General features: G+C 72.8%; 18 protein-coding genes. 15 read left to right on the forward strand and 3 right to left on the reverse strand.

Annotated elements, in window-relative coordinates; all coding sequences use genetic code 11:
* Positions 1-1,506 precede the first annotated feature (1,506 nt).
* The 11 genes from DEJ32_RS16540 (at position 1,507) to arfB (ending at position 12,281) form a co-directional block, all read left to right on the forward strand.
* Positions 1,507-2,280 (forward strand): hypothetical protein, encoded by a 774-nt coding sequence (locus DEJ32_RS16540; protein WP_258368280.1) that lies wholly within the window; start codon positions 1,507-1,509, stop codon positions 2,278-2,280.
* Positions 2,281-2,296: 16 nt separating this feature from the next.
* Positions 2,297-3,286 (forward strand): HAD-IIA family hydrolase, encoded by a 990-nt coding sequence (locus DEJ32_RS12605; protein ID WP_258365994.1) that lies wholly within the window; start codon positions 2,297-2,299, stop codon positions 3,284-3,286.
* 220 nt (positions 3,287-3,506) lie between these two features.
* Positions 3,507-3,734, forward strand: coding sequence for a hypothetical protein (locus DEJ32_RS12610; protein ID WP_146234154.1), 228 nt, complete (start codon positions 3,507-3,509; stop codon positions 3,732-3,734).
* Positions 3,735-3,807: 73 nt separating this feature from the next.
* Positions 3,808-4,770, forward strand: a complete 963-nt coding sequence (locus tag DEJ32_RS12615; RefSeq protein ID WP_110901518.1) for a TlyA family RNA methyltransferase — start codon at positions 3,808-3,810, stop codon at positions 4,768-4,770.
* The gene (locus tag DEJ32_RS12620; protein WP_110825825.1) at positions 4,767-5,693 is read left to right on the forward strand and encodes an NAD kinase; all 927 of its coding nucleotides are present in this window, start codon (positions 4,767-4,769) and stop codon (positions 5,691-5,693) included. The genes DEJ32_RS12615 and DEJ32_RS12620 overlap by 4 nt, the downstream gene beginning before the upstream one ends.
* Before the next feature lie 124 nt (positions 5,694-5,817).
* Positions 5,818-7,509, forward strand: a complete 1,692-nt coding sequence (gene recN, locus DEJ32_RS12625; RefSeq protein ID WP_110901519.1) for a DNA repair protein RecN — start codon at positions 5,818-5,820, stop codon at positions 7,507-7,509.
* A gap of 103 nt (positions 7,510-7,612) precedes the next feature.
* On the forward strand, positions 7,613-9,340 hold the full coding sequence (locus DEJ32_RS12630) for a CTP synthase (RefSeq protein ID WP_375342323.1): 1,728 nt from the start codon (positions 7,613-7,615) through the stop codon (positions 9,338-9,340).
* A gap of 185 nt (positions 9,341-9,525) precedes the next feature.
* Complete coding sequence (locus DEJ32_RS12635) at positions 9,526-10,104, forward strand: NUDIX domain-containing protein (RefSeq protein WP_110825827.1); 579 nt, start codon at positions 9,526-9,528, stop codon at positions 10,102-10,104.
* 75 nt (positions 10,105-10,179) lie between these two features.
* Positions 10,180-10,779 carry a DoxX family protein gene (locus tag DEJ32_RS12640; protein WP_110901520.1) on the forward strand — a complete coding sequence of 200 codons (600 nt, stop codon included), beginning with the start codon at positions 10,180-10,182 and terminating at the stop codon, positions 10,777-10,779.
* 43 nt (positions 10,780-10,822) lie between these two features.
* On the forward strand, positions 10,823-11,815 hold the full coding sequence (locus DEJ32_RS12645; RefSeq protein WP_110825829.1) for a site-specific tyrosine recombinase XerD: 993 nt from the start codon (positions 10,823-10,825) through the stop codon (positions 11,813-11,815).
* Positions 11,816-11,858: 43 nt separating this feature from the next.
* Positions 11,859-12,281 carry an alternative ribosome rescue aminoacyl-tRNA hydrolase ArfB gene (gene arfB, locus DEJ32_RS12650; protein ID WP_110901521.1) on the forward strand — a complete coding sequence of 141 codons (423 nt, stop codon included), beginning with the start codon at positions 11,859-11,861 and terminating at the stop codon, positions 12,279-12,281.
* Positions 12,282-12,306: 25 nt separating this feature from the next.
* Here the strand turns inward: arfB and DEJ32_RS12655 are convergent, their stop codons facing one another.
* Positions 12,307-12,759, reverse strand: a complete 453-nt coding sequence (locus DEJ32_RS12655) for a DUF2510 domain-containing protein (protein WP_110825831.1) — start codon at positions 12,757-12,759, stop codon at positions 12,307-12,309.
* 108 nt (positions 12,760-12,867) lie between these two features.
* Entirely contained in the window at positions 12,868-13,974 is a 1,107-nt protein-coding gene (locus tag DEJ32_RS12660) for an LLM class flavin-dependent oxidoreductase (protein WP_110901522.1), read from the reverse strand.
* A 49-nt stretch (positions 13,975-14,023) separates the two neighbouring features.
* Here DEJ32_RS12660 and DEJ32_RS12665 point away from each other — a divergent pair, with 49 nt between their 5' ends.
* Positions 14,024-14,359, forward strand: a complete 336-nt coding sequence (locus DEJ32_RS12665; protein ID WP_110825833.1) for a TraR/DksA C4-type zinc finger protein — start codon at positions 14,024-14,026, stop codon at positions 14,357-14,359.
* Positions 14,360-14,476: 117 nt separating this feature from the next.
* Complete coding sequence (locus DEJ32_RS12670; RefSeq protein WP_110825834.1) at positions 14,477-14,974, forward strand: TIGR02611 family protein; 498 nt, start codon at positions 14,477-14,479, stop codon at positions 14,972-14,974.
* A 27-nt stretch (positions 14,975-15,001) separates the two neighbouring features.
* Here the strand turns inward: DEJ32_RS12670 and DEJ32_RS12675 are convergent, their stop codons facing one another.
* On the reverse strand, positions 15,002-16,246 hold the full coding sequence (locus DEJ32_RS12675; RefSeq protein WP_110901523.1) for an MFS transporter: 1,245 nt from the start codon (positions 16,244-16,246) through the stop codon (positions 15,002-15,004).
* A 125-nt stretch (positions 16,247-16,371) separates the two neighbouring features.
* Here DEJ32_RS12675 and DEJ32_RS12680 point away from each other — a divergent pair, with 125 nt between their 5' ends.
* Positions 16,372-16,737 carry a helix-turn-helix transcriptional regulator gene (locus tag DEJ32_RS12680; RefSeq protein WP_110825836.1) on the forward strand — a complete coding sequence of 122 codons (366 nt, stop codon included), beginning with the start codon at positions 16,372-16,374 and terminating at the stop codon, positions 16,735-16,737.
* Positions 16,734-18,299, forward strand: coding sequence for a class I SAM-dependent methyltransferase (locus tag DEJ32_RS12685; RefSeq protein ID WP_258368278.1), 1,566 nt, complete (start codon positions 16,734-16,736; stop codon positions 18,297-18,299). Before DEJ32_RS12680 ends, DEJ32_RS12685 begins: the two co-directional genes overlap by 4 nt.
* The last annotated feature ends 5 nt before the right edge of the window (positions 18,300-18,304 follow it).

Genomic DNA, 18,304 nt, shown 5'->3' on the forward strand with positions numbered 1-18,304 from the left:
GGAAGCTAAGCCTCTCAGCGCCGATGGTACTGCAAGGGGGACCTTGTGGGAGAGTAGGACGCCGCCGGACTTCTTTTCACAGATGTGGCCATCGGCCCTCCATCGAGAGCGAGAGCTCTCGGGAGGGTCGGTGGCCATTTCTCTTTCTCAGGGTGCTCCACAGGTCGACTCTGCGCTGGGTTCGTGATGGACTTGACGCAGGGCGAGCTGCACAGCCCACACACAACGACACAGCGGACGACCGTCGGGACATCTGATCTCGGCACGCAACGAGGAGCTACGGTGGCGAACGACGACGAACAGCGACGAGACGGGCGCGACGGCGACCGTCAGGACCGGCCTCGACGCGACGGCGGTCCGCAGCGGAGCGGTGACCGCGGTGGGTGGTCGTCCGGACCTCGCGACTTCGAACGCCGCGAGGGGCAGCGTGGCGACGACCGTCGCGGCGCCGGTCGTCCCTCCGACGAGTCGACGGATCGGCGGCCGGCTGGTCGTGACTTCCGTGAGGGTGGAGCGCGCTCGGACCGCCCCTCGTGGCGATCGGACCGCGCTTCGTCCGACCGTCCGCGTCGTGATGGTGACCGTCCCTTCCGTGGTCGCGACGACCGACCCCGTCGTGACGGTGACCGCCCGGTTCGCTCCGGGGGCTCGGATCGTCCGTTCCGCGGTGGCGACGACCGGCCGCGTCGAGACGGAGACCGTCCGTTCCGCGGTGGTGACGATCGCCCCCGCCGTGACGGGGACCGTCCGTTCCGTGGTGGCGATGACCGTCCCCGTCGTGACGGTGACCGCCCGTTCCGGAGTGGCGATGACCGGCCGCGTCGTGACGGTGACCGCCCGTTCCGGAGTGGCGACGACCGGCCGCGTCGTGACGGTGACCGCCCCTACCGCTCCAGTGGGTCTGACCGCCCGTTCCGTGGTGGCGATGACCGGCCGCGTCGCGATGGTGACCGCCCCTACCGCTCCGGCGGGTCTGACCGCCCCTTCCGTGGTGGCGATGACCGCCCGCGTCGTGACGGTGACCGCCCCTTCCGTGGCGGCGATGACCGTCCGCGCCGTGACGGAGACCGGCCGGTTCGTTCCGGTGGTCCGGACCGTCCCTTCCGCGGCGGTGACGACCGGCCCCGGCGTGACAGCGATCGTCCGTTCCGCGACGGAGGGCGTCCGCGCCGTGACGACGACCGGCCCCGGCGTGACAGCGATCGTCCGTTCCGCGACGGAGGGCGTCCGCGCCGTGACGACGACCGTCCGGGCCGCGACGGCGCCGACCGGAAGCGGTTCGGAGACGGCACGCGCTCGGCCGGCGCACGGTTCGGCGAGGCGGCCCGCGACGACTGGGAAGACCGCGACCCGTACGGCACCCGGTCGATCCGGCCGCGACACGACGACCCGGAGATCCCCGAGGAGATCCAGGCGCGTGACCTGCACCCCGCCGCGCGTGCCGAGCTGAAGACGCTGAGCAAGGACAACGCCGACTGGGTTGCCCGGCACCTCGTCACCGCCGCGATGCTCGTGGACACCGACCCGGAGCTGGCGAACCAGCACGCCCTCAGCGCGGCTCGTCGTGCCGGCCGCGTCGCCGTCGTCCGCGAGACGGCTGCGATCACGGCGTACCGGCTCGGTGACTTCGCGACGGCGCTCCGGGAACTCCGGACGTACCGACGCATCTCCGGCCGGAACGACCAGTTGCCGATGATGGTCGACTGTGAGCGCGGCCTCGGCCGACCCGAGCGTGCGCTCGAGCTGGGTCGCTCGGTCGACCGCGCCGCCCTGGAGACGCCGGTGCAGGTGGAACTCGCGATCGCGATGTCCGGAGCCCGGCTCGACCTCGGGAACCCCACAGCCGCGCTGGGCGAACTCGAGATTCCACAGCTCGACCCGTCTACGGCCTACAGCTGGTCACCGGCGCTCTACAGTGCTTACGCGGCCACGCTCGAGGAGCTCGGCCGCCAGGACGAGGCCGACGAATGGTGGGCCCGTGTCGACCGTGCGGCCGAGGCTCTCGCCGAGGCCGCTGAAGACGATGCTTGGGAGACAGTGGATGTGGTCGAGGAAGCGCTCGAAGACGACGGGTTCGACAGCGAGCCCGGACGCGACGAGTCCGACGACTCCGGACTCGAGGACGGCGAGCTCGACGACGCAGAGCTCGGGGACGCCGAGCCCGGCAACGGGTACGTCAGCACCCTCGGGAACGACGAATCCGACGGCGTCGCCGGGGACGACCTCGGAGAGCGCGACGAGGACAACCCGCGGGACATCGACGGCTCCGCAGCAGGCTGAGACCCCTCGGCCGCCGGTGGACGGCGTCGACGTGGTCCTCACCGACCTCGACGGCGTCGTCTACCGTGGACGGAACGCTGTTCCGCACGCCGTGGAGGCCCTGACCCGGGCCGCCTCGACGGCGCGTGTCGGCTACATCACGAACAACGCGTCGCGGCGCCCGGTGGACGTCGCGGAACACCTCGAGCAGTACGGTCTGCAGGTCACCGCCGACGACGTGGTGACGTCCTCCCAGGCCGGTGCGCGGCTCCTCGCGACGCTGGTTCCGGCGGGTTCCACCGTGCTCGTGATCGGTGGGCTCGGCCTGACGACGATCGTCGAACAGGCCGGCTTCGTCGTCACCGACAGCGCGGAGGACCACCCGGCTGCCGTCATCCAGGGCTTCGCCCCGGAGCTCGGCTGGAAGCAGCTCGCCGAGGCGTCCTTCGCGCTGGCGGACGCCTCCGTACCGTGGGTGGCCACCAACATGGACTGGTCGATCCCCGTCGAGCGCGGCATCGCGCCCGGTAACGGCACGCTCGTGGCGGCCGTGCACCAGGCCGTCGGCAGGATGCCGGTGGTCGCGGGCAAGCCCGAGCGGCCGATCTTCGACGCCGCCCTCGCTCGGTTCGGTGGTGCGAGCCCGCTCTTCATCGGTGACCGACTGGACACCGACATCAAGGGCGCGAACGACGCCGGCATCCCGAGCGTGCTCGTGCTCACCGGCATCGATCAGCCCAAGCAGGTGCTCGCAGCGGACCAGCGGTCGCGACCGACGTACGTGCTCCGAGACCTCCGGGGTCTGCACGAGCCGTACCCGGTGACCATCCGGCACGAGGACCGGGACGGCACGCGCCGGGTCACGGTCGGCGAGTCGACGGTGAGCATGCGAGGTCACGTCGTCCGCGCCGAACGAGTCGGACCGGACGACATGGACCTGTTGCGTGCCGGCGCGACAGCGATCTGGGACTCCGGACTGGCGATCTACGGGCTGGACGTGGACCCGAAGCTGTACGGCGGCGAGTAGCGTGACGGGCGTGGAACAGGCCCGGACCGACGACGTTGCCGAGCCGGTCCTCCCGACTGCACGGGCCGTCCCAGGACCCCCGCGGGCCGTTCCGGTAGCTCCGCGTGCAGTGCCCGGTCCGCCGCGACCTGTCGCTCCGACGAACGACACGGAGGCGCTGGACACGGAGGCGCTGGACACGGACGCGCTGGGCGCGGAGGCGCTCAACGAGCCGCTGGGGATGGGATCGCAGAACGGCGCGGCGAGCAGCACGCCGACCGGCGACGACGATCCTGCAGCGGACGGTGCCGTGCGTGCAGCTGGCGGATCTGGCGACCTCGGCGGCGACCTCCGACGGCGTGCCGAGGCCGTGGAGGCCATGCCACTCGCGGAGCGTGCGGACGCCTTCACAGCCCTGCACGACGACCTCCGGACCCGGCTCGAGCAGGGCGGGGCCGCACGTGCCTGACCGCGGCACAGCCCGTGACCAGGGGGCGCCGCTCACGTCGTCGACGCCCCGCCCCGGAGAGCATGCCACGGCAGTGACCAGCGACGCGGCACAGACCAGCGACGCAGCACAGACCGGCAACGCAGCACAGACCGGCGACGCAGCACAGACCGGCGACGCAGCACAGACCGGCAACGCAGCACAGACCGGCAACACAGCAGCGACCGGTGACAGGCCAGCGACGGGCGACCGCGCCTCCACGCAACGCCTCGACGCGGCCGTCGCTGCCAGGGGCCTCGCTCGCTCCCGCACGGCCGCCGCTGCCCTGATCCAGGCCGGACGTGTCACGGTCGACGGTGTGCCGGTGGTGAAGGCGTCGGCGCCGGTGACCGCTGCGTCCGACGTCACGGTGGACGCCGAGGACGAATGGGTCTCCCGCGCTGCGCTCAAGCTCGTCGCCGCACTCGACGCGTTCGACGTCGACCCGAGCGGGCGGACCGTGCTCGACGTCGGCGCCTCCACGGGCGGGTTCACCCAGGTGTTGCTGTCGCGAGGCGCTGCCCGTGTGGTCGCCCTCGACGTCGGACACGGCCAGCTCGCCCCCGAGATCGCCCTCGACGACCGTGTGGCGGTGGTGGAGGGGGTGAACGCCCGGAACCTCACGAGCAGCGACTACCTCGCCCTCGACCCGGCCGCGGCGGACACCAGCCTGGTGGTCGGTGACCTGTCGTTCATCAGCCTCCGCATGGTCCTGCCGGCACTGGTCGAGGCCGTGCCCGCCGACGACTTCGTCCTCCTCGTGAAGCCGCAGTTCGAGGTGGGCCGCACCGGGATCCGCGAGGGCATCGTCCGCGACGCGTCGCTGCGGCAGGACGCCCTCATGAACGTCCTCTGGGCAGCGTGGGACCTGGGCTTCGGGACGGCCGGGTTGGCGCCGTCGCCGATCGTCGGCACGCACGGCAACCAGGAGTACCTCGCGCGTCTCCAGCGGGGTCGCGGGGAGAACCCGACAGAATGGATCGTCCGGGCGACGGAACTGGCGGAGGGAGCTCCATGAGCGACGAACGACACATCCTGCTCGTCTCGCACACCGGGCGGCGCGACTCGATCGACGCCGCCGTCGAGGTCTGTGACATCCTCCACGCCGCCGGCCTCACCCCGGTGATGCCCTTCGACGAGTACGCCGACGTCCGCCGAGCGGAAGCGTCGGTCGGACAGGTCGACATCCTCGGCGTCGACGTGCGCCCGGACGAGATCGAGATCGTGATCGTCCTCGGCGGGGACGGCACGATCCTCCGCGCTGCCGAACTGGCCCGGGGCACCTCCGCACCGATCGTCGGGGTCAACCTCGGCCACGTGGGCTTCCTCGCCGAGAGCGAGCGTGACGGACTCGCCGAGACGGTCGAACGCGCGCTGACCGGCGAGTACAAGGTCGAGGAGCGCGTCGCCCTGCAGGTCGACGTGGTGGTCGGCAACGAGATCGTCTACTCCAGCTGGGCGCTCAACGAGGCGACGGTCGAGAAGGCCTCGCGGGAGCGCATGCTCGAGGTCGTGACCGAGGTCGACGGCCGACCGCTGTCCTCCTTCGGGTGCGACGGCGTGGTGTTCTCCACGCCGACCGGGTCCACCGCCTACTCCTTCTCCGGGGGCGGCCCCGTCGTGTGGCCCGACGTCGACGCCATCCTCATGGTCCCGCTGAGCGCGCACGCCCTGTTCTCCCGGCCGATCGTGGTCGGTCCGGACCGTGTCCTCGCGGTCGAGGTCCTGCGGCGCACGAGCGGCGTGGGCGTGCTGTGGTGTGACGGACGCCGGACGCACGACCTGCCTCCCGGAGCGCGGGTCGAGGTGCGCCGGTCGCCGGATCCGGTGCGGGTGGCGCGGCTCAAGGACGCTCCGTTCGCCGACCGGCTGGTGGCGAAGTTCCGCCTGCCGGTCGCGGGCTGGCGCGGCCCGCAGCGCGACGACGAGGACGTCCAGTGACGCCCTCGTGCGACCACCGCGCCGGTCCGGCCTGACCTGTCAGCGACCCAGCCGGCCGCCCGGACGACGAACACGAGCACGACCACCGGCACCACGACGTGAACCAGCAGCAGGAGCACATCCAGTGATCGAGGAAATCCGCATCTCCGACCTCGGCGTGATCGGCGACGCCACGCTCGAGCTCGGCCCGGGCTTCACCGTCGTGACCGGTGAGACCGGAGCCGGCAAGACGATGATCGTCACCGCACTCGGCCTGCTCCTCGGCGCCCGGGCGGACGCCGGCTCCGTCCGTCGCGGGGCGTCCAGCGCGGTCGTCGAGGGACGCTGGGACCTGCCGGACCACGCGGCCGTGGCCGAGCGGGTCGAGGACGCCGGCGGGACGGTGGAGGACGGCGAGCTCATCCTCACCAGGACGGTCTCCGCCGAGGGTCGCAGCCGCGCCACGGTCGGGGGCCGCAGCGCGCCCGTCGCCGTGCTCGGCGAACTGGCCGACCAGCTCGTCACCGTGCACGGCCAGTCCGACCAGATCCGGCTGACCTCGGCGTCGGCGCAGCGGGCCGCGCTCGACGGGTTCGGCGCCGGCGCGATCGAGAAGGCCCTCGCGAAGTACGTCGCCGTGTACGACGCCTGGCAGCAGCACGCCGGGGACCTCGAGACGCTCACGCGGGACCGGGACGAACGGCTCGCCGAGGCCGCGCGGCTCCGCGAGGCGTCCGAGGAGATCGAGGCAGCCGACCCGCAGCCGGGCGAGGACACCGAGCTCGCCGAACGCGCCGAGCGGCTGGGGAACCTCGAGGAGCTCCGACTGTCTGCAGGGCTCGCGCACGAGGCCGTCTCGAGCGAGTCGCTCGACGGGCCCGACGTCATCGGCCTCGTCGAGTCCGCACGGCGTGCGATCGAACGGGTGGCGAACGTCGACCAGGCCCTGCAGCCGGTGCTGGAACAGCTCACCGAGCTCGGGATCCAGGCGAGTGAGTCCTCGGCGTCGCTGTCGAGCTACATCGGCTCGCTCGAGCCGGAAGCGGGCCACGACCTCGAACTCGTCAACGAGCGCCGCGCCCTGCTCGCCGGACTGACCCGGAAGTACGGGGACACCGTCGAGGACGTCATCGCCTACGGCCAGCGTGCCTCCGACCGGCTGCTCGAACTCGACGGCGACGACGACCGGATCGTCGGACTCCAGCAGGCCGTCGAGGCGGACCTGGTCGCCCTCGAGGCCGCCGCCGCCACCCTCACCAAGGTGCGGAGCAAGGCGGCGACGGACCTCGCCAAGCGGGTCACGGCCGAATTGAAGAGCCTCGCGATGGCCGGCGCGACCCTCGTGGTCGAGGTCACCGACGCGGGCGAGTTCCGTCGCCACGGGCGGGACCAGGTGGCGATCCTCCTGCAGCCGCACTCGGGCACCTACCCCCGACCGATCGGCAAGGGTGCCTCCGGCGGTGAGCTCTCCCGCGTGATGCTCGCGATCGAGGTCGTCATGGCCGGGAGCACCACGGTCCCGACGTTCGTGTTCGACGAGGTCGACGCGGGCGTCGGCGGCGCTGCTGCGATCGAGATCGGCCGACGCCTGGCGGCGCTCGCCGAGCGAACGCAGGTCATCGTGGTCACGCACCTCGCACAGGTCGCCGCGTTCGCGAACAACCACCTCAACGTCGTCAAGGACGCCAGCGGCGCGGTCACCTCGTCGAGCGTGCGGCGCCTCGAGGGCGACGACCGCCTGCAGGAGATGGCACGGCTGCTCTCCGGTCTCGGCGACAGCGCCAGCGGCATGGAGCACGCGCGCGAACTCCTCGAGGTCGCCGGTCGGTCCGCCTGACGGCCGGGAGGCCCGCCCCGCGTCGGCGACCACGCTCCGGACGCAACGCGCCCGGCGAACGCGGGTCGCGCCTCCCGGCACTTCTGACGTACGATGGAATCCCGTGGCGGACACTCTCAGCAGCGGTACCCAGGCAAGCACAGCGCGCATCGACAGCAAGACCCCGAAGGTGACGAAGCAGATCTTCGTGACCGGCGGGGTCGTCTCGTCTCTCGGCAAGGGCCTGACGGCGGCCAGCCTCGGCAACCTCCTCACGGCACGCGGCCTCAAGGTCGTCATGCAGAAGCTCGACCCGTACCTCAACGTGGACCCGGGCACGATGAACCCGTTCCAGCACGGCGAGGTCTTCGTGACCGACGACGGCGCCGAGACCGACCTGGACATCGGCCACTACGAGCGCTTCCTCGACATCGACCTCGCCCAGTCGGCGAACGTCACGACCGGCCAGGTCTACTCGACGGTCATCGCCAAGGAGCGTCGCGGCGAGTACCTCGGTGACACCGTGCAGGTCATCCCGCACATCACCGACGAGATCAAGCGGCGGATGCGTGAGCAGGCGGAGAACGACCCGCAGCCCGATGTCATCATCACCGAGGTCGGCGGCACGGTCGGTGACATCGAGTCGCAGCCGTTCATCGAGGCGGCCCGCCAGGTGCGCCACGAGCTCGGCCGGAACAACGTCTTCTTCGTGCACGTCTCGCTCGTGCCGTTCATGAACGCCTCCGGCGAGCAGAAGACGAAGCCGACGCAGCACTCGGTCGCGCAGCTCCGCTCGATCGGCATCCAGCCCGACGCCCTCGTGCTCCGCTCGGACCGCCCCGTCTCGGACGCGAACAAGCGCAAGATCGCCCTGATGTGCGACGTCGACGAGGACGCCGTGGTGAACGCCGTGGACGTCCCCTCGATCTACGACATCCCGACGATGCTGCACGACCAGGGCCTCGACCAGGTCATCATCGACGCCCTCCGCCTCGAGGCGCACGACGTCGACTGGTCGCGTTGGAACGGCGTGCTGACCGCGGTGCACGAGCCCAAGAAGGCCGTCACGATCGCCCTGGTCGGCAAGTACATCGACCTGCCGGACGCGTACCTGTCCGTCACCGAGGCCCTGCGCGCGGGCGGCTTCGCCCACACCGCCAAGGTCACGCTGAAGTGGGTCGCGTCCGACGAGTGCATCACCCCCGAGGGCGCCGCGAAGAACCTCGGCGACGTCGACGGCATCTGCATCCCCGGTGGGTTCGGCATCCGCGGCATCGAGGGCAAGCTCGGCGCGCTGAAGTTCGCGCGTGAGCAGAACATCCCCACGCTCGGGCTGTGCCTCGGCCTGCAGTGCATGGTCATCGAGTACGCCCGCCACGAGGCCGGTCTGCTCGACGCGTCGAGCACCGAGTTCGACCCCGAGACCTCGACGCCGGTCATCGCGACCATGGCGGAGCAGGTCGACATCATCGCGGGCGGTGACCTGGGCGGCACGATGCGGCTCGGCATGTACCCGGCGCACTTCACCGACGGCAGCCTGGCGGCTGAGCTGTACGGCGCGACCGAGGCGTCGGAGCGTCACCGTCACCGCTACGAGGTGAACAACCACTACCGCGAGCAGATCGCGGACGCCGGCCTGCGCTTCTCGGGTACCTCGCCGGACGGCACGCTCGTCGAGTACGTCGAGTTGGACCGTGCGGAGCACCCGTTCTACATCGGCACCCAGGCGCACCCGGAGCTCCGGTCGCGTCCGAACCGCGCGCACCCGCTCTTCGCGGGCCTCGTCGGTGCGGCGATCGAGCGCAACGAGTCGACGCGGCTCTTCGACCCGGAGACCGAAGCGGTCGCCTAGTGGGTCGGGTCGCGGTCGCGACCGGACGACGAACGGGAGGCTCCCCACCGGGCACGGCCGGACCGCCGCTGGCGCGTCGGTCCGGAACCGGCCGGCGTGGGCCCACCACCAGCTGGTGGGGAGCCTCCCGTCCGTCTGTCCACAGCCCGTGGGCCCGCCCGGGCCGGGTGGGGCAGGATGGCGAGGTGACTGACGCACCGATCGCCGACGAGACCGCCTCCCACCACGTCACCGCCTCCGAGCGGGTGTTCGAGGGCGCGGTGTGGGACATCACCCGTGACCACATCGACTACAACGGCTCCGACATGGTCCGTGAGTACGTGGACCACACCGGCGCCGTCGCCGTGTACGCGGAGGACGACGAAGGCCGCGTCCTCGTCATCCAGCAGTACCGGCACCCGGTCCAGCTGCGCGACTGGGAGCTGCCCGCCGGGCTGCTCGACCAGGAGGGCGAGGACCACCTCACCGCCGCGAAGCGCGAGCTCGCGGAGGAGGCCGACGTCGAGGCCGACGAGTGGCAGCACCTCGTGCGCTACAACACCTCGTCGGGTGGCAGCAACGAGTTCATCGAGGTGTACCGCGCGACCGGCGTGCGTGCGACCGAGTCCGCCTTCGAGCGCGAGGCCGAGGAAGCCGACATCGTCATCCGCTGGGTGCCGCGCGCCGAACTGCTGGAGGGGATCCTCGCGGGTCGGCTGCACAACTCGGCGCTCATCGTCGCGACGCTCGCGGTCGACGCCATCGAGCGCCGCTCGCAGGGCTGACACGGCGTACTGTCGGCGGCACCGTGCTCACCCGCGTCGACGGGTGGCCGGACACCGACGACCGGGAGGACCCCCATGAGCTCGCGCACCACCACCGCAGCCGTCACCGCGACGACCCTGCTCCGCATCGCACTCGGAGCGGTGCTCGTCTCGCACGGCGCCCAGAAGCTCTTCGGCGCGTTCGGTGGCGGTGGCATCGACGGCACCGCGCAGGGCATGCACGCGATGGGCTTCCGGCCCGGCCGCCGCAACGCCGTCCTGGCCGGCATCGGCGAGGCCGGGTCCGGTGCCGCCCTCGCGCTCGGCCTCGCCACCCCGATCGCCGGCGCCGGTGCCGCCACGACCATGGGGGTGGCCTCCAGCGTGCACACGCCGAACGGCTTCTTCAACGCGGACGGCGGCCTGGAACTGCCGGCGTTCCTCGGCTTCTCGGCGGCGATGTTCGCCCTCGGCGGCCCAGGCCCCGTGTCGCTCGACCACGCGACCCGGCACGCCCTCGACCGGCCGTGGCTCCGCGCCGTCGCCCTGGCCGCGGTGCCGGTCGCGATCGCGGTGCAGGTCGTGCAGCGTCGGAAGGCCCTCGCGGCGGACGCCGCGGACGCGGCGGACGCGCCGGCCCCGACGGAGGCGCCGGCCCCGGCGGCGTCCGGCGACGGTGCGTCCTCGGCGGAGTAGCTCCTCCGGGCCGGAGCCCGCGTCCCGGTAGCCTCGTCGGGTGATGCCGTTCGAGCGTGCCGTGCAGGACTACCTGCGGCACATCGCGATCGAGCGAGGCCTGTCGCAGCACACCCTGTCCGCCTACCGGCGCGACCTCTCGACCTTCGGTGACTGGGTCGGCACGCAGCCGGTCGTCGATTCCGCCGGTGCCGACCGGGCCGGTGGTGCGGCGGTCCTCGACGACGTCGGGCGGCTCGCGCGCGCGGACCTCGCCGGGTTCGTGCAGCACCTCGCCACGAGGCCGGACGGGCCGCTCGCACCGCGGTCGGTCGCCCGGATGCTCAGCTCGGTGCGGTCGTTCAGTGCGTTCGCGGCGGCGGAGGGCTGGCTGCCGCTCGACCCCGGCGCCTCCGTGCGTCCGCCGAAGGCGCCCATGCGGCTCCCGAAGGCGATCTCCGTGCACGACATGGAGCGGTTGCTCGGCGCGGTGGTCGGCGACGAACCGGCACAGCTCCGCGACCGAGCCCTCCTGGAACTGCTGTACGCGACCGGCGCGCGCGTCTCCGAGGCGGTCGGGCTCTCCGTCGACGACGTGACGACGCTCGCCGGTGTCGACGGGGTCCCGGACGAGGACACCGATGTCTCGGTCGTGCGGGTCACCGGCAAGGGGAACAAGCAGCGGATCGTGCCGCTCGGCAGCTATGCACGCGCGGCGGTCGACGCCTACCTGGTGCGGGCGCGGCCGGTGTTCGCCGCTCGCGGGAGCGGCACCCCGGCGCTGTTCCTCGGGGCACGCGGCGCCCGGCTGTCCCGGCAGAGCGCCTGGCTCGTCATCCAGGCCGCGGCCGAACGTGCCGGGCTCGCCGACCACGTCTCCCCGCACACCTTCCGGCACTCCTTCGCGACGCACCTGCTCGAGGGCGGGGCGGACGTCCGTGTCGTGCAGGAGCTCCTCGGGCACGCGAGCGTCGCGACGACGCAGATCTACACGCTCGTGACGGCCGACATGCTGCGGGACGTCTACCAGACGGCGCACCCGCGGGCGCGGCGGTAGCGGGAGCGAGCCGGCCGCGCGGAGATCGTGCAACCCTTGGCGCATGGACCTCGAGGTGGGGCCGGGGCTCACCGTCCCCGAGGCCGAACTGCGCTGGCGGTTCTCGCGGTCGTCCGGCCCCGGGGGCCAGCACGTGAACACCTCCGACAGCCGCGTCCAGCTCACCTGGGACGTCGTGGCGTCGGCGGCGCTCACCGAGGAGCAGCGGACACGCGTCCTCGAGCGGCTCGGCCGGCGGACGGTCGCGGGCACGATCACCGTGACGGTGTCCGAGCGACGGTCCCAGCTGCGCAACCGCGAGGCCGCCCTCGACGCACTCCGCGAGCTCCTGCGGGAGGCACTCGCCCCGCCCGGCCCACCGCGGCGGGCGACCCGGCCGACGCGCGGCTCCCAGCGCCGGCGTCTCGCGACCAAGCAGCAGCGGTCCGTGACGAAGCAGCACCGTCGTCGTCCGTCTGACGACTGATCGTCGAGGCGGCGCGGCGGTGGCGTCAGAACAGGTGCAGGTGGGTGTTCAGCGCGACGACGCCCGTCGCGACGGCGAGCACGAGCGCCGAGGTACCGACGCTCTGCCCGACGACCCGCCATGCTCCGGTCGCGCCGGGGCGCACGAGTGCGACGACGCCGGTCACCACGGCGAGGAGGCTGCACACGCCCCACGGGTTCAGCACGAGGGACACGACGGCGGACAGCACGGCGAGGACCGCGAAGACGCAGAACCGCCGCTCGGTGCTGCCGTAGGCCCAGGACTGCACGTCGGCCGGGCGACCCGAGGCATCGACCGAGAACGCCGGACCGCTCGACACCGCGAGCGCCTGCAGCGCCGGCTCCGGGACGACGCGGGGCAGCACCCGGGTGGTCTCGCCCCAGGCGTGACCGTCCCACCACCGCAGTCGAGCGGTGTCGCGCGGGTCCGGGAACCAGCCGGCGGCCGGCAGCGTCACGGGAACTCCTGGGGTCTGTGGGGTGTCATCAGTGCGATTCGACGCTACCCGCCACGATCCCGCACCGCAGCCCCAGACCGGGTGTCGGCAGAAGGGGGGACCGCCCCGTCAGACCGCTGCCGGCGCCGCGTCGACCTCGGTGAAGACGTCCTTCACGGCGGCGAGCAACCGCGCGTTGAAGTCCACCCCGAGTTGGTTCGGGACGGTGACGAGCACGGTGTCGGCCTCGCGGACGGCACGGTCCGCCGCGAGCTCCGCGACGAGTTGTTCCGGCTCGCCGATGTACGAGCGGCCGAACCGGGCGAGGCCCCCGTCGAGGTGACCGACCTGGTCCTGCCCCTCGACCTGCGCGCGGACCCCGAAGTAGTGGCGCGACTCGTCGTCGATGATCGGGATGATGCTCCGGCTGACGCTGACGCGGGGTGAGCGCTCCCAGAGGCCCGACTCCGCAGGCTCCGTCGGCGCTGGCGTCGCGCGTCGCTGGCGCGCCGCCTCAGCTCCAGCGCGCATGTCGGCCCAGGTCGACCGGAAGCGCTCGATCTGCTCCGCCTGCAGTTCGTCGAACGGCACGCCGGTGTCCTCGGTGAGCAGGGTCGAGGACATGAGGTTCATGCCCTGCTCGGCGGTCCACTCGGCTGTGGCCCGGGTGCCGGCACCCCACCAGATGCGCTCGGACAGGGTGTCGGACTGCGGCGTGACCGCGAGGGACCCGACGGAGCCGGTCATCTGCGGGTTCGCGTTCGCCATCGGCTCGCCGGCGATCGCACGCCGGAAAACCGCGGTGTGGTCGCGGGCCAGGTCGGCGCCGTTCTCGTCGCCCGACTCGGGCACGTAGCCGAACGAGCGGTAGCCGGCGAGTGCGGTCTCGGGTGACCCCCGGCTCACGCCGAGCTGGAGTCGGCCGCCGGAGATGAGGTCCGTCGCCGCGGCCTCCTCCGCCATGTACAGCGGGTTCTCGTAGCGCATGTCGATCACGCCGGTGCCGATCTCGATCCGGCTGGTCCTGGCGGCGATCGCGGAGAGCAGCGGGAATGGTGCGGCCTGCTGCGGTGCGAAGTGGTGCACGCGGAAGTACGCGCCGTCGACGCCGGCCTCCTCGGCGGCCACGGCGAGGTCGATCGCCTGCACGAGGGCCTCACGGCCACTGCGGACCTTCGACCCGGGGACGTCGCGCCAGTGCCCGAAGGACAGGAACCCGATCTTCGTCATGCCCATGCGAACGCATCCGTGCGGCGGCCCATTCCGCCGGACTACGGTCGTCCCCATGGACCTCGACCCGCGCGCTGCCCTGGACGGGGAACGCGTCCGGGCGACGAAGCTCCTCGCCGACGTCGAACGCAGCATGCGGGACGTCAGCGACGCCCGGGACGGCGCGAACACCGACGACGAGCACGACCCGGAGGGGGCGACCCTGGCCTGGGAGCGCGGGTCCCTCGGCGCGGTGCGTGACGACGCCCGACGCCGCATCGAGCAGGTCGACGCGGCCCTCGGCCGTCTCGACGCGGGGACGTACGGGCGCTGCGCGGTCGGCGGGGAGCCCATCCCGGAGGCTCGCCTGGCCGCGGTCCCGTGGGCGGCGACCTGCGTCGCGCACGCGTGACGGGCCTCCCGGCCGGCCTGGAGGCCCGGACGACGTCCGCCGCGTCGGCTCCCGACACCCACCTGGTGCGGACCCGATGCGCCGCGGTTTCCCAGCCGCGCGCCCTAGCGTGCGGACATGCACGGCGACCCGACTGAGCCTCCCCGGAGTGCCGGCCCCGACGTGGGCGGACCCGACGCGGACCGCGCTGCGTCCGGCCGTACCGAGCAGGCCGACGGCGGTCGTCAGCGCTTCCAGTGGTTCCGAGACCTGCGGACCTGGATCCACGCCCGGCCGCACGTGCACCTCTTCTACAAGGTCCTGGTCGGGATCGTCGGCGGGCTCATCGTCGTGGTCGGGCTCGCCCTGGTGCCGTTGCCCGGTCCCGGGTGGCTGGTCGTCTTCATCGGCCTGACGGTCCTGGCGAGCGAGTTCCACTTCTTCCACCGGATCATCACCTGGCTGCGGGCGAAGCTGCACCGGTTCTGGGACTGGGCGAAGCACCACGCCCCGTCGAAGCGGATGCGGGACGCGGCGGACAAGGGCAAGGCGGACGTCGACGCGGCCCACGCCGAGGCGCACCGGAACGTCGGCGTCCCGCGCCCCCGCGGTCGGACCGCGCGACCCGGTCTCTAGCGAGCCCGTCGCGACGCGCCGCCCGCGTCAGACCGTGCGGACCGTGCCCGTCGCCGTCCGCTCGACGGCCTCGGCGGCCGACTCCTCGACCGCGACGGTGTCCTTCGACGTGAGCTGCAGCACGAGGGCGATGCCCGCTGCGACGACGATGAACGCGCCGTAGCCGGCGAGCACCGGCACGAGGCCGACCGTCGGCTCGAGCAGCCCACCGATGACGGCGGGCACGCCGAACGCCAGGTAGCTGACGACGTAGATGGTGGAGAGCAGTCCCGCACGGTGGGTCGGCGCGGCGGTCGCGAGCAGCATCCGCAGCGGCGCCTGGAAGCCGGCTCCGAAGCCGACGCCGGCGATCGCGCTGCCGACGACGAGGCCCGGCAGGGACTGGGCGAACACGAACCCGATCGTGACGACGGGTCCGAGGACGAGCGCGACGAGACCGATGAGCACGCCGACGCGGGCGTCGAGCCGCTGCGTGGCGATGCCGGTGGCCGCGCCGACCCCGGTGACGACGGCGATGAGGGCTCCGGCGGCGAAGTGGTTGTCGATGCCGAAGACCGCGCCGAGCGCCGAGGGGACGAGGGACAGGAAGAGCCCGCCCAGGGCCCAGCTCGCGATGAGCGAACCGGCGACGCCCCGGAACAGTCGGCGCGAGGACCGCGGTACGGCGATCGTCGGGCGGAGGGACCGCAGGGCTCCCGGCCGGCGGGTGACCCGCTCGGGCACGACGGCCAGCGCGACGAGCATGAGCACGAGGAGCGCGCCGAAGAGCAGGTAGACGAACTGCTCGGGTGCCGGACCCCACTCGACCAGGGCGCCGCTCGACAGTGCGCCGGTAGCGAGCGCGATCGGCGGGACGGCCCCGTTCAGCACACCGGCGAGGGCGGGGTGCCGCTCGAGGGAGTTGTCGATGAGCGCGGCACCGAGGGCACCGATGAGCAGGCCGACGGACACGCCCTGCACGACGCGGTCGAGGACGAGGGCACCGAAGCCGTCGGCGACCACGAAGAGCCCGAGCGAGACGGTGAGGCCGATCCCGCCGGCGACGAGCACGGGCTTCCGGCCGACGTGGTCGGACAGCCGGCCGGCGACGAGCAGGCTCACCAGCAGCCCGGCGACGTAGACGGCGAACACGGCGGTGAGCATGAGCGGCGTCAGGTGCCACTCGGCCGCGTAGACGGGGTAGATCGGGGAGGGGACCGCCGACGACGCCAACGCCACGAGCAGCATGGCGGCGATGATCCAGAACCCGGCGACCGAGCGTGTGGACTGCATGGTGTCCCTCCCGTCGTGATGGACCAGTACGGACGGAGTCGTACCGGGTGGTACCGCATTGGTACCGCATCGTGGCTGTACGACGCAAGTCGTACAGGGAGGGGAACGGTGGTAGCGTCCCGTCCATGCCCGAGCGCGACGATGCCCCCGAACGGCTGCCCCAGCCGTCGCCGGCCGAGATGGACCTGCCCGTGGTGATGGACGCCCTGTCCGACCCGATCCGGCTGTCGATCCTGCACCGGTACCTCGTCGACGCGGCCGGCGGGGAGCGCTCCTGCGGATGGGTCGGCATCGACCGCCCGAAGTCCACCCTCACGCACCACTTCCGGGTCCTCCGCGAAGCCGGGCTCCTCGAGCAGCACCTCGAGGGCCTGACCCGCGTCAGCCGCGTCCGTACCGAAGACGTCCAGCAGCGCTTCCCCGGCCTGCTCGACCTCGTGCTCGACTGGCAGGTCCCGGCCGGGCTCGTGCGCGCCGAGGCCGCCGCGTGAGCGAGGGGACCGCGCAGCACCGGCTGCCCGCCGTCGTCGCCGACCCCCGCGTGACGTCGGCGCTCGCCGCGGACCTGGCCGCGGCCGGCTACACGGTGGAGGGCGTCGACGCGCTCTGGGGGACCGAAGCCGCGGCAGCGCTGCACCGCGGCACCCGGGTCGCGGCCCTCCGCGCACTCGCGGCGCGTCCGACCACGCCGCTGTCGACCGTCGCGACGCTGTTCGTGCTCGGACTGCCGGTGTCGCGCGCCGACGCCGACCGCGGGTTCCCGACCACCGGCGTCGACGCGCTCGTGAGCGCCGGGGTGCTCCGGACCGACGCGGACCGTGTCGCGCCCGCCCTGGACCTCCGGCCGTACGCCTTCGTGGACGACCTCGGCGCCGGCAGCTGGTGGATCGCGTCCGACCTCGGCGAACTCGCTCTCGGGCACGCGATCAGCGAGGAGCACGTCCTCGGCATCGGCGGGGCCACCACGACGCTGAGCGGCCTGCAGCTGCCCGTGCCCGTCCGCCGCGTGCTCGACCTCGGCACCGGGTGCGGCGTCCAGGCCATGCACGCCCGCCGCTTCGCGGACGAGGTCGTCGCCACCGACATCTCGTCACGGGCGCTCGCCATCGCCCGGTTCAACGCCCTCCTCAACGGCGTCGACGGCATCGACTTCCGCCTCGGCTCCCTGTTCGAGCCGGTCGCGGGGGAGCGGTTCGACCGGATCGTCTCGAACCCGCCGTTCGTCATCACGCCCCGCCGCGAGGGCGTCCCCGCCTACGAGTACCGCGACGGCGGGATGGTCGGTGACGCCCTGGTCGAGACCGTGCTCCGGGGTCTCGCAGACCACCTCGAGCCCGGCGGGACGGCGCAGTTGCTCGGCAACTGGGAGCACCGCTGGGGCACGGACGGCCTCGACCGCGTCGCGTCCTGGTTCGCGGACACCGACCTGGACGTGTGGGTGGTCGAACGCGAGCGCGAGGACCCGCCCGCCTACGCCGAGACCTGGATCCGCGACGGCGGCACGAAGCCCGGCTCGCCGGAGTTCGACGACCTGGTGGACGCCTGGCTCGACGACTTCCGCGACCGGCACGTCACCGGGGTCGGCTTCGGCTACGTCGTGGTCCGCTCGCCGTCCGGTCCCCGGGGGAGCAGCCCGGCACCGCTCCGGCGCTTCGAACGACTCCCGCAGGTGCTCGGCTCGAACCCGGCGGGCCTCGGCGCGACCGTGGCACGGGCCCTCGACGCCGTCAGCTGGCTCGCCGCCCACGACGACCGGGCCTTCGCGGACGCACACCTCCGTGTCGCCGGGGACGTCACCGAGGAGCGCCACTACTGGCCGGGCAACGACGACCCCACGGTGATGGCGCTCGTGCAGGGCGGCGGGTTCGGCCGCCGGGTCGACGCCGACACCGCCCTGGCCGCGTTCGTCGGTGCGGCCGACGGGGAGCTGGCCGTCGGCCAGATCGTCGGGGCGATCGCCCAGCTCACCGGCGTGGACGAGGCGGCGCTCAGCGCCGACCTCGTGCCGCGCCTCCGGGACCTGGTGCTCGACGGCCTGCTGCTCCCCGCCTGACCCCG

The organism is Curtobacterium sp. MCPF17_046 (assembly GCF_003224295.1).
Lineage (GTDB): Bacteria > Actinomycetota > Actinomycetes > Actinomycetales > Microbacteriaceae > Curtobacterium.

Bases quoted from the DNA above. Each gene is read 5' to 3' on its own strand.
- DEJ32_RS12645 (WP_110825829.1), top strand. From the start codon at position 10,823: ATGCCGTTCGAGCGTGCCGTGCAGGACTACCTGCGGCACATCGCGATC.
- DEJ32_RS12620 (WP_110825825.1), top strand. From the start codon at position 4,767: ATGAGCGACGAACGACACATCCTGCTCGTCTCGCACACCGGGCGGCGC.
- DEJ32_RS16540 (WP_258368280.1), top strand. From the start codon at position 1,507: ATGCTCGTGGACACCGACCCGGAGCTGGCGAACCAGCACGCCCTCAGC.
- DEJ32_RS12665 (WP_110825833.1), top strand. From the start codon at position 14,024: ATGGACCTCGACCCGCGCGCTGCCCTGGACGGGGAACGCGTCCGGGCG.
- arfB (WP_110901521.1), top strand. From the start codon at position 11,859: ATGGACCTCGAGGTGGGGCCGGGGCTCACCGTCCCCGAGGCCGAACTG.
- DEJ32_RS12675 (WP_110901523.1), bottom strand. From the start codon at position 16,246: ATGCAGTCCACACGCTCGGTCGCCGGGTTCTGGATCATCGCCGCCATG.
- DEJ32_RS12610 (WP_146234154.1), top strand. From the start codon at position 3,507: ATGGGATCGCAGAACGGCGCGGCGAGCAGCACGCCGACCGGCGACGAC.
- DEJ32_RS12660 (WP_110901522.1), bottom strand. From the start codon at position 13,974: ATGGGCATGACGAAGATCGGGTTCCTGTCCTTCGGGCACTGGCGCGAC.
- DEJ32_RS12680 (WP_110825836.1), top strand. From the start codon at position 16,372: ATGCCCGAGCGCGACGATGCCCCCGAACGGCTGCCCCAGCCGTCGCCG.
- DEJ32_RS12670 (WP_110825834.1), top strand. From the start codon at position 14,477: ATGCACGGCGACCCGACTGAGCCTCCCCGGAGTGCCGGCCCCGACGTG.
- DEJ32_RS12640 (WP_110901520.1), top strand. From the start codon at position 10,180: ATGAGCTCGCGCACCACCACCGCAGCCGTCACCGCGACGACCCTGCTC.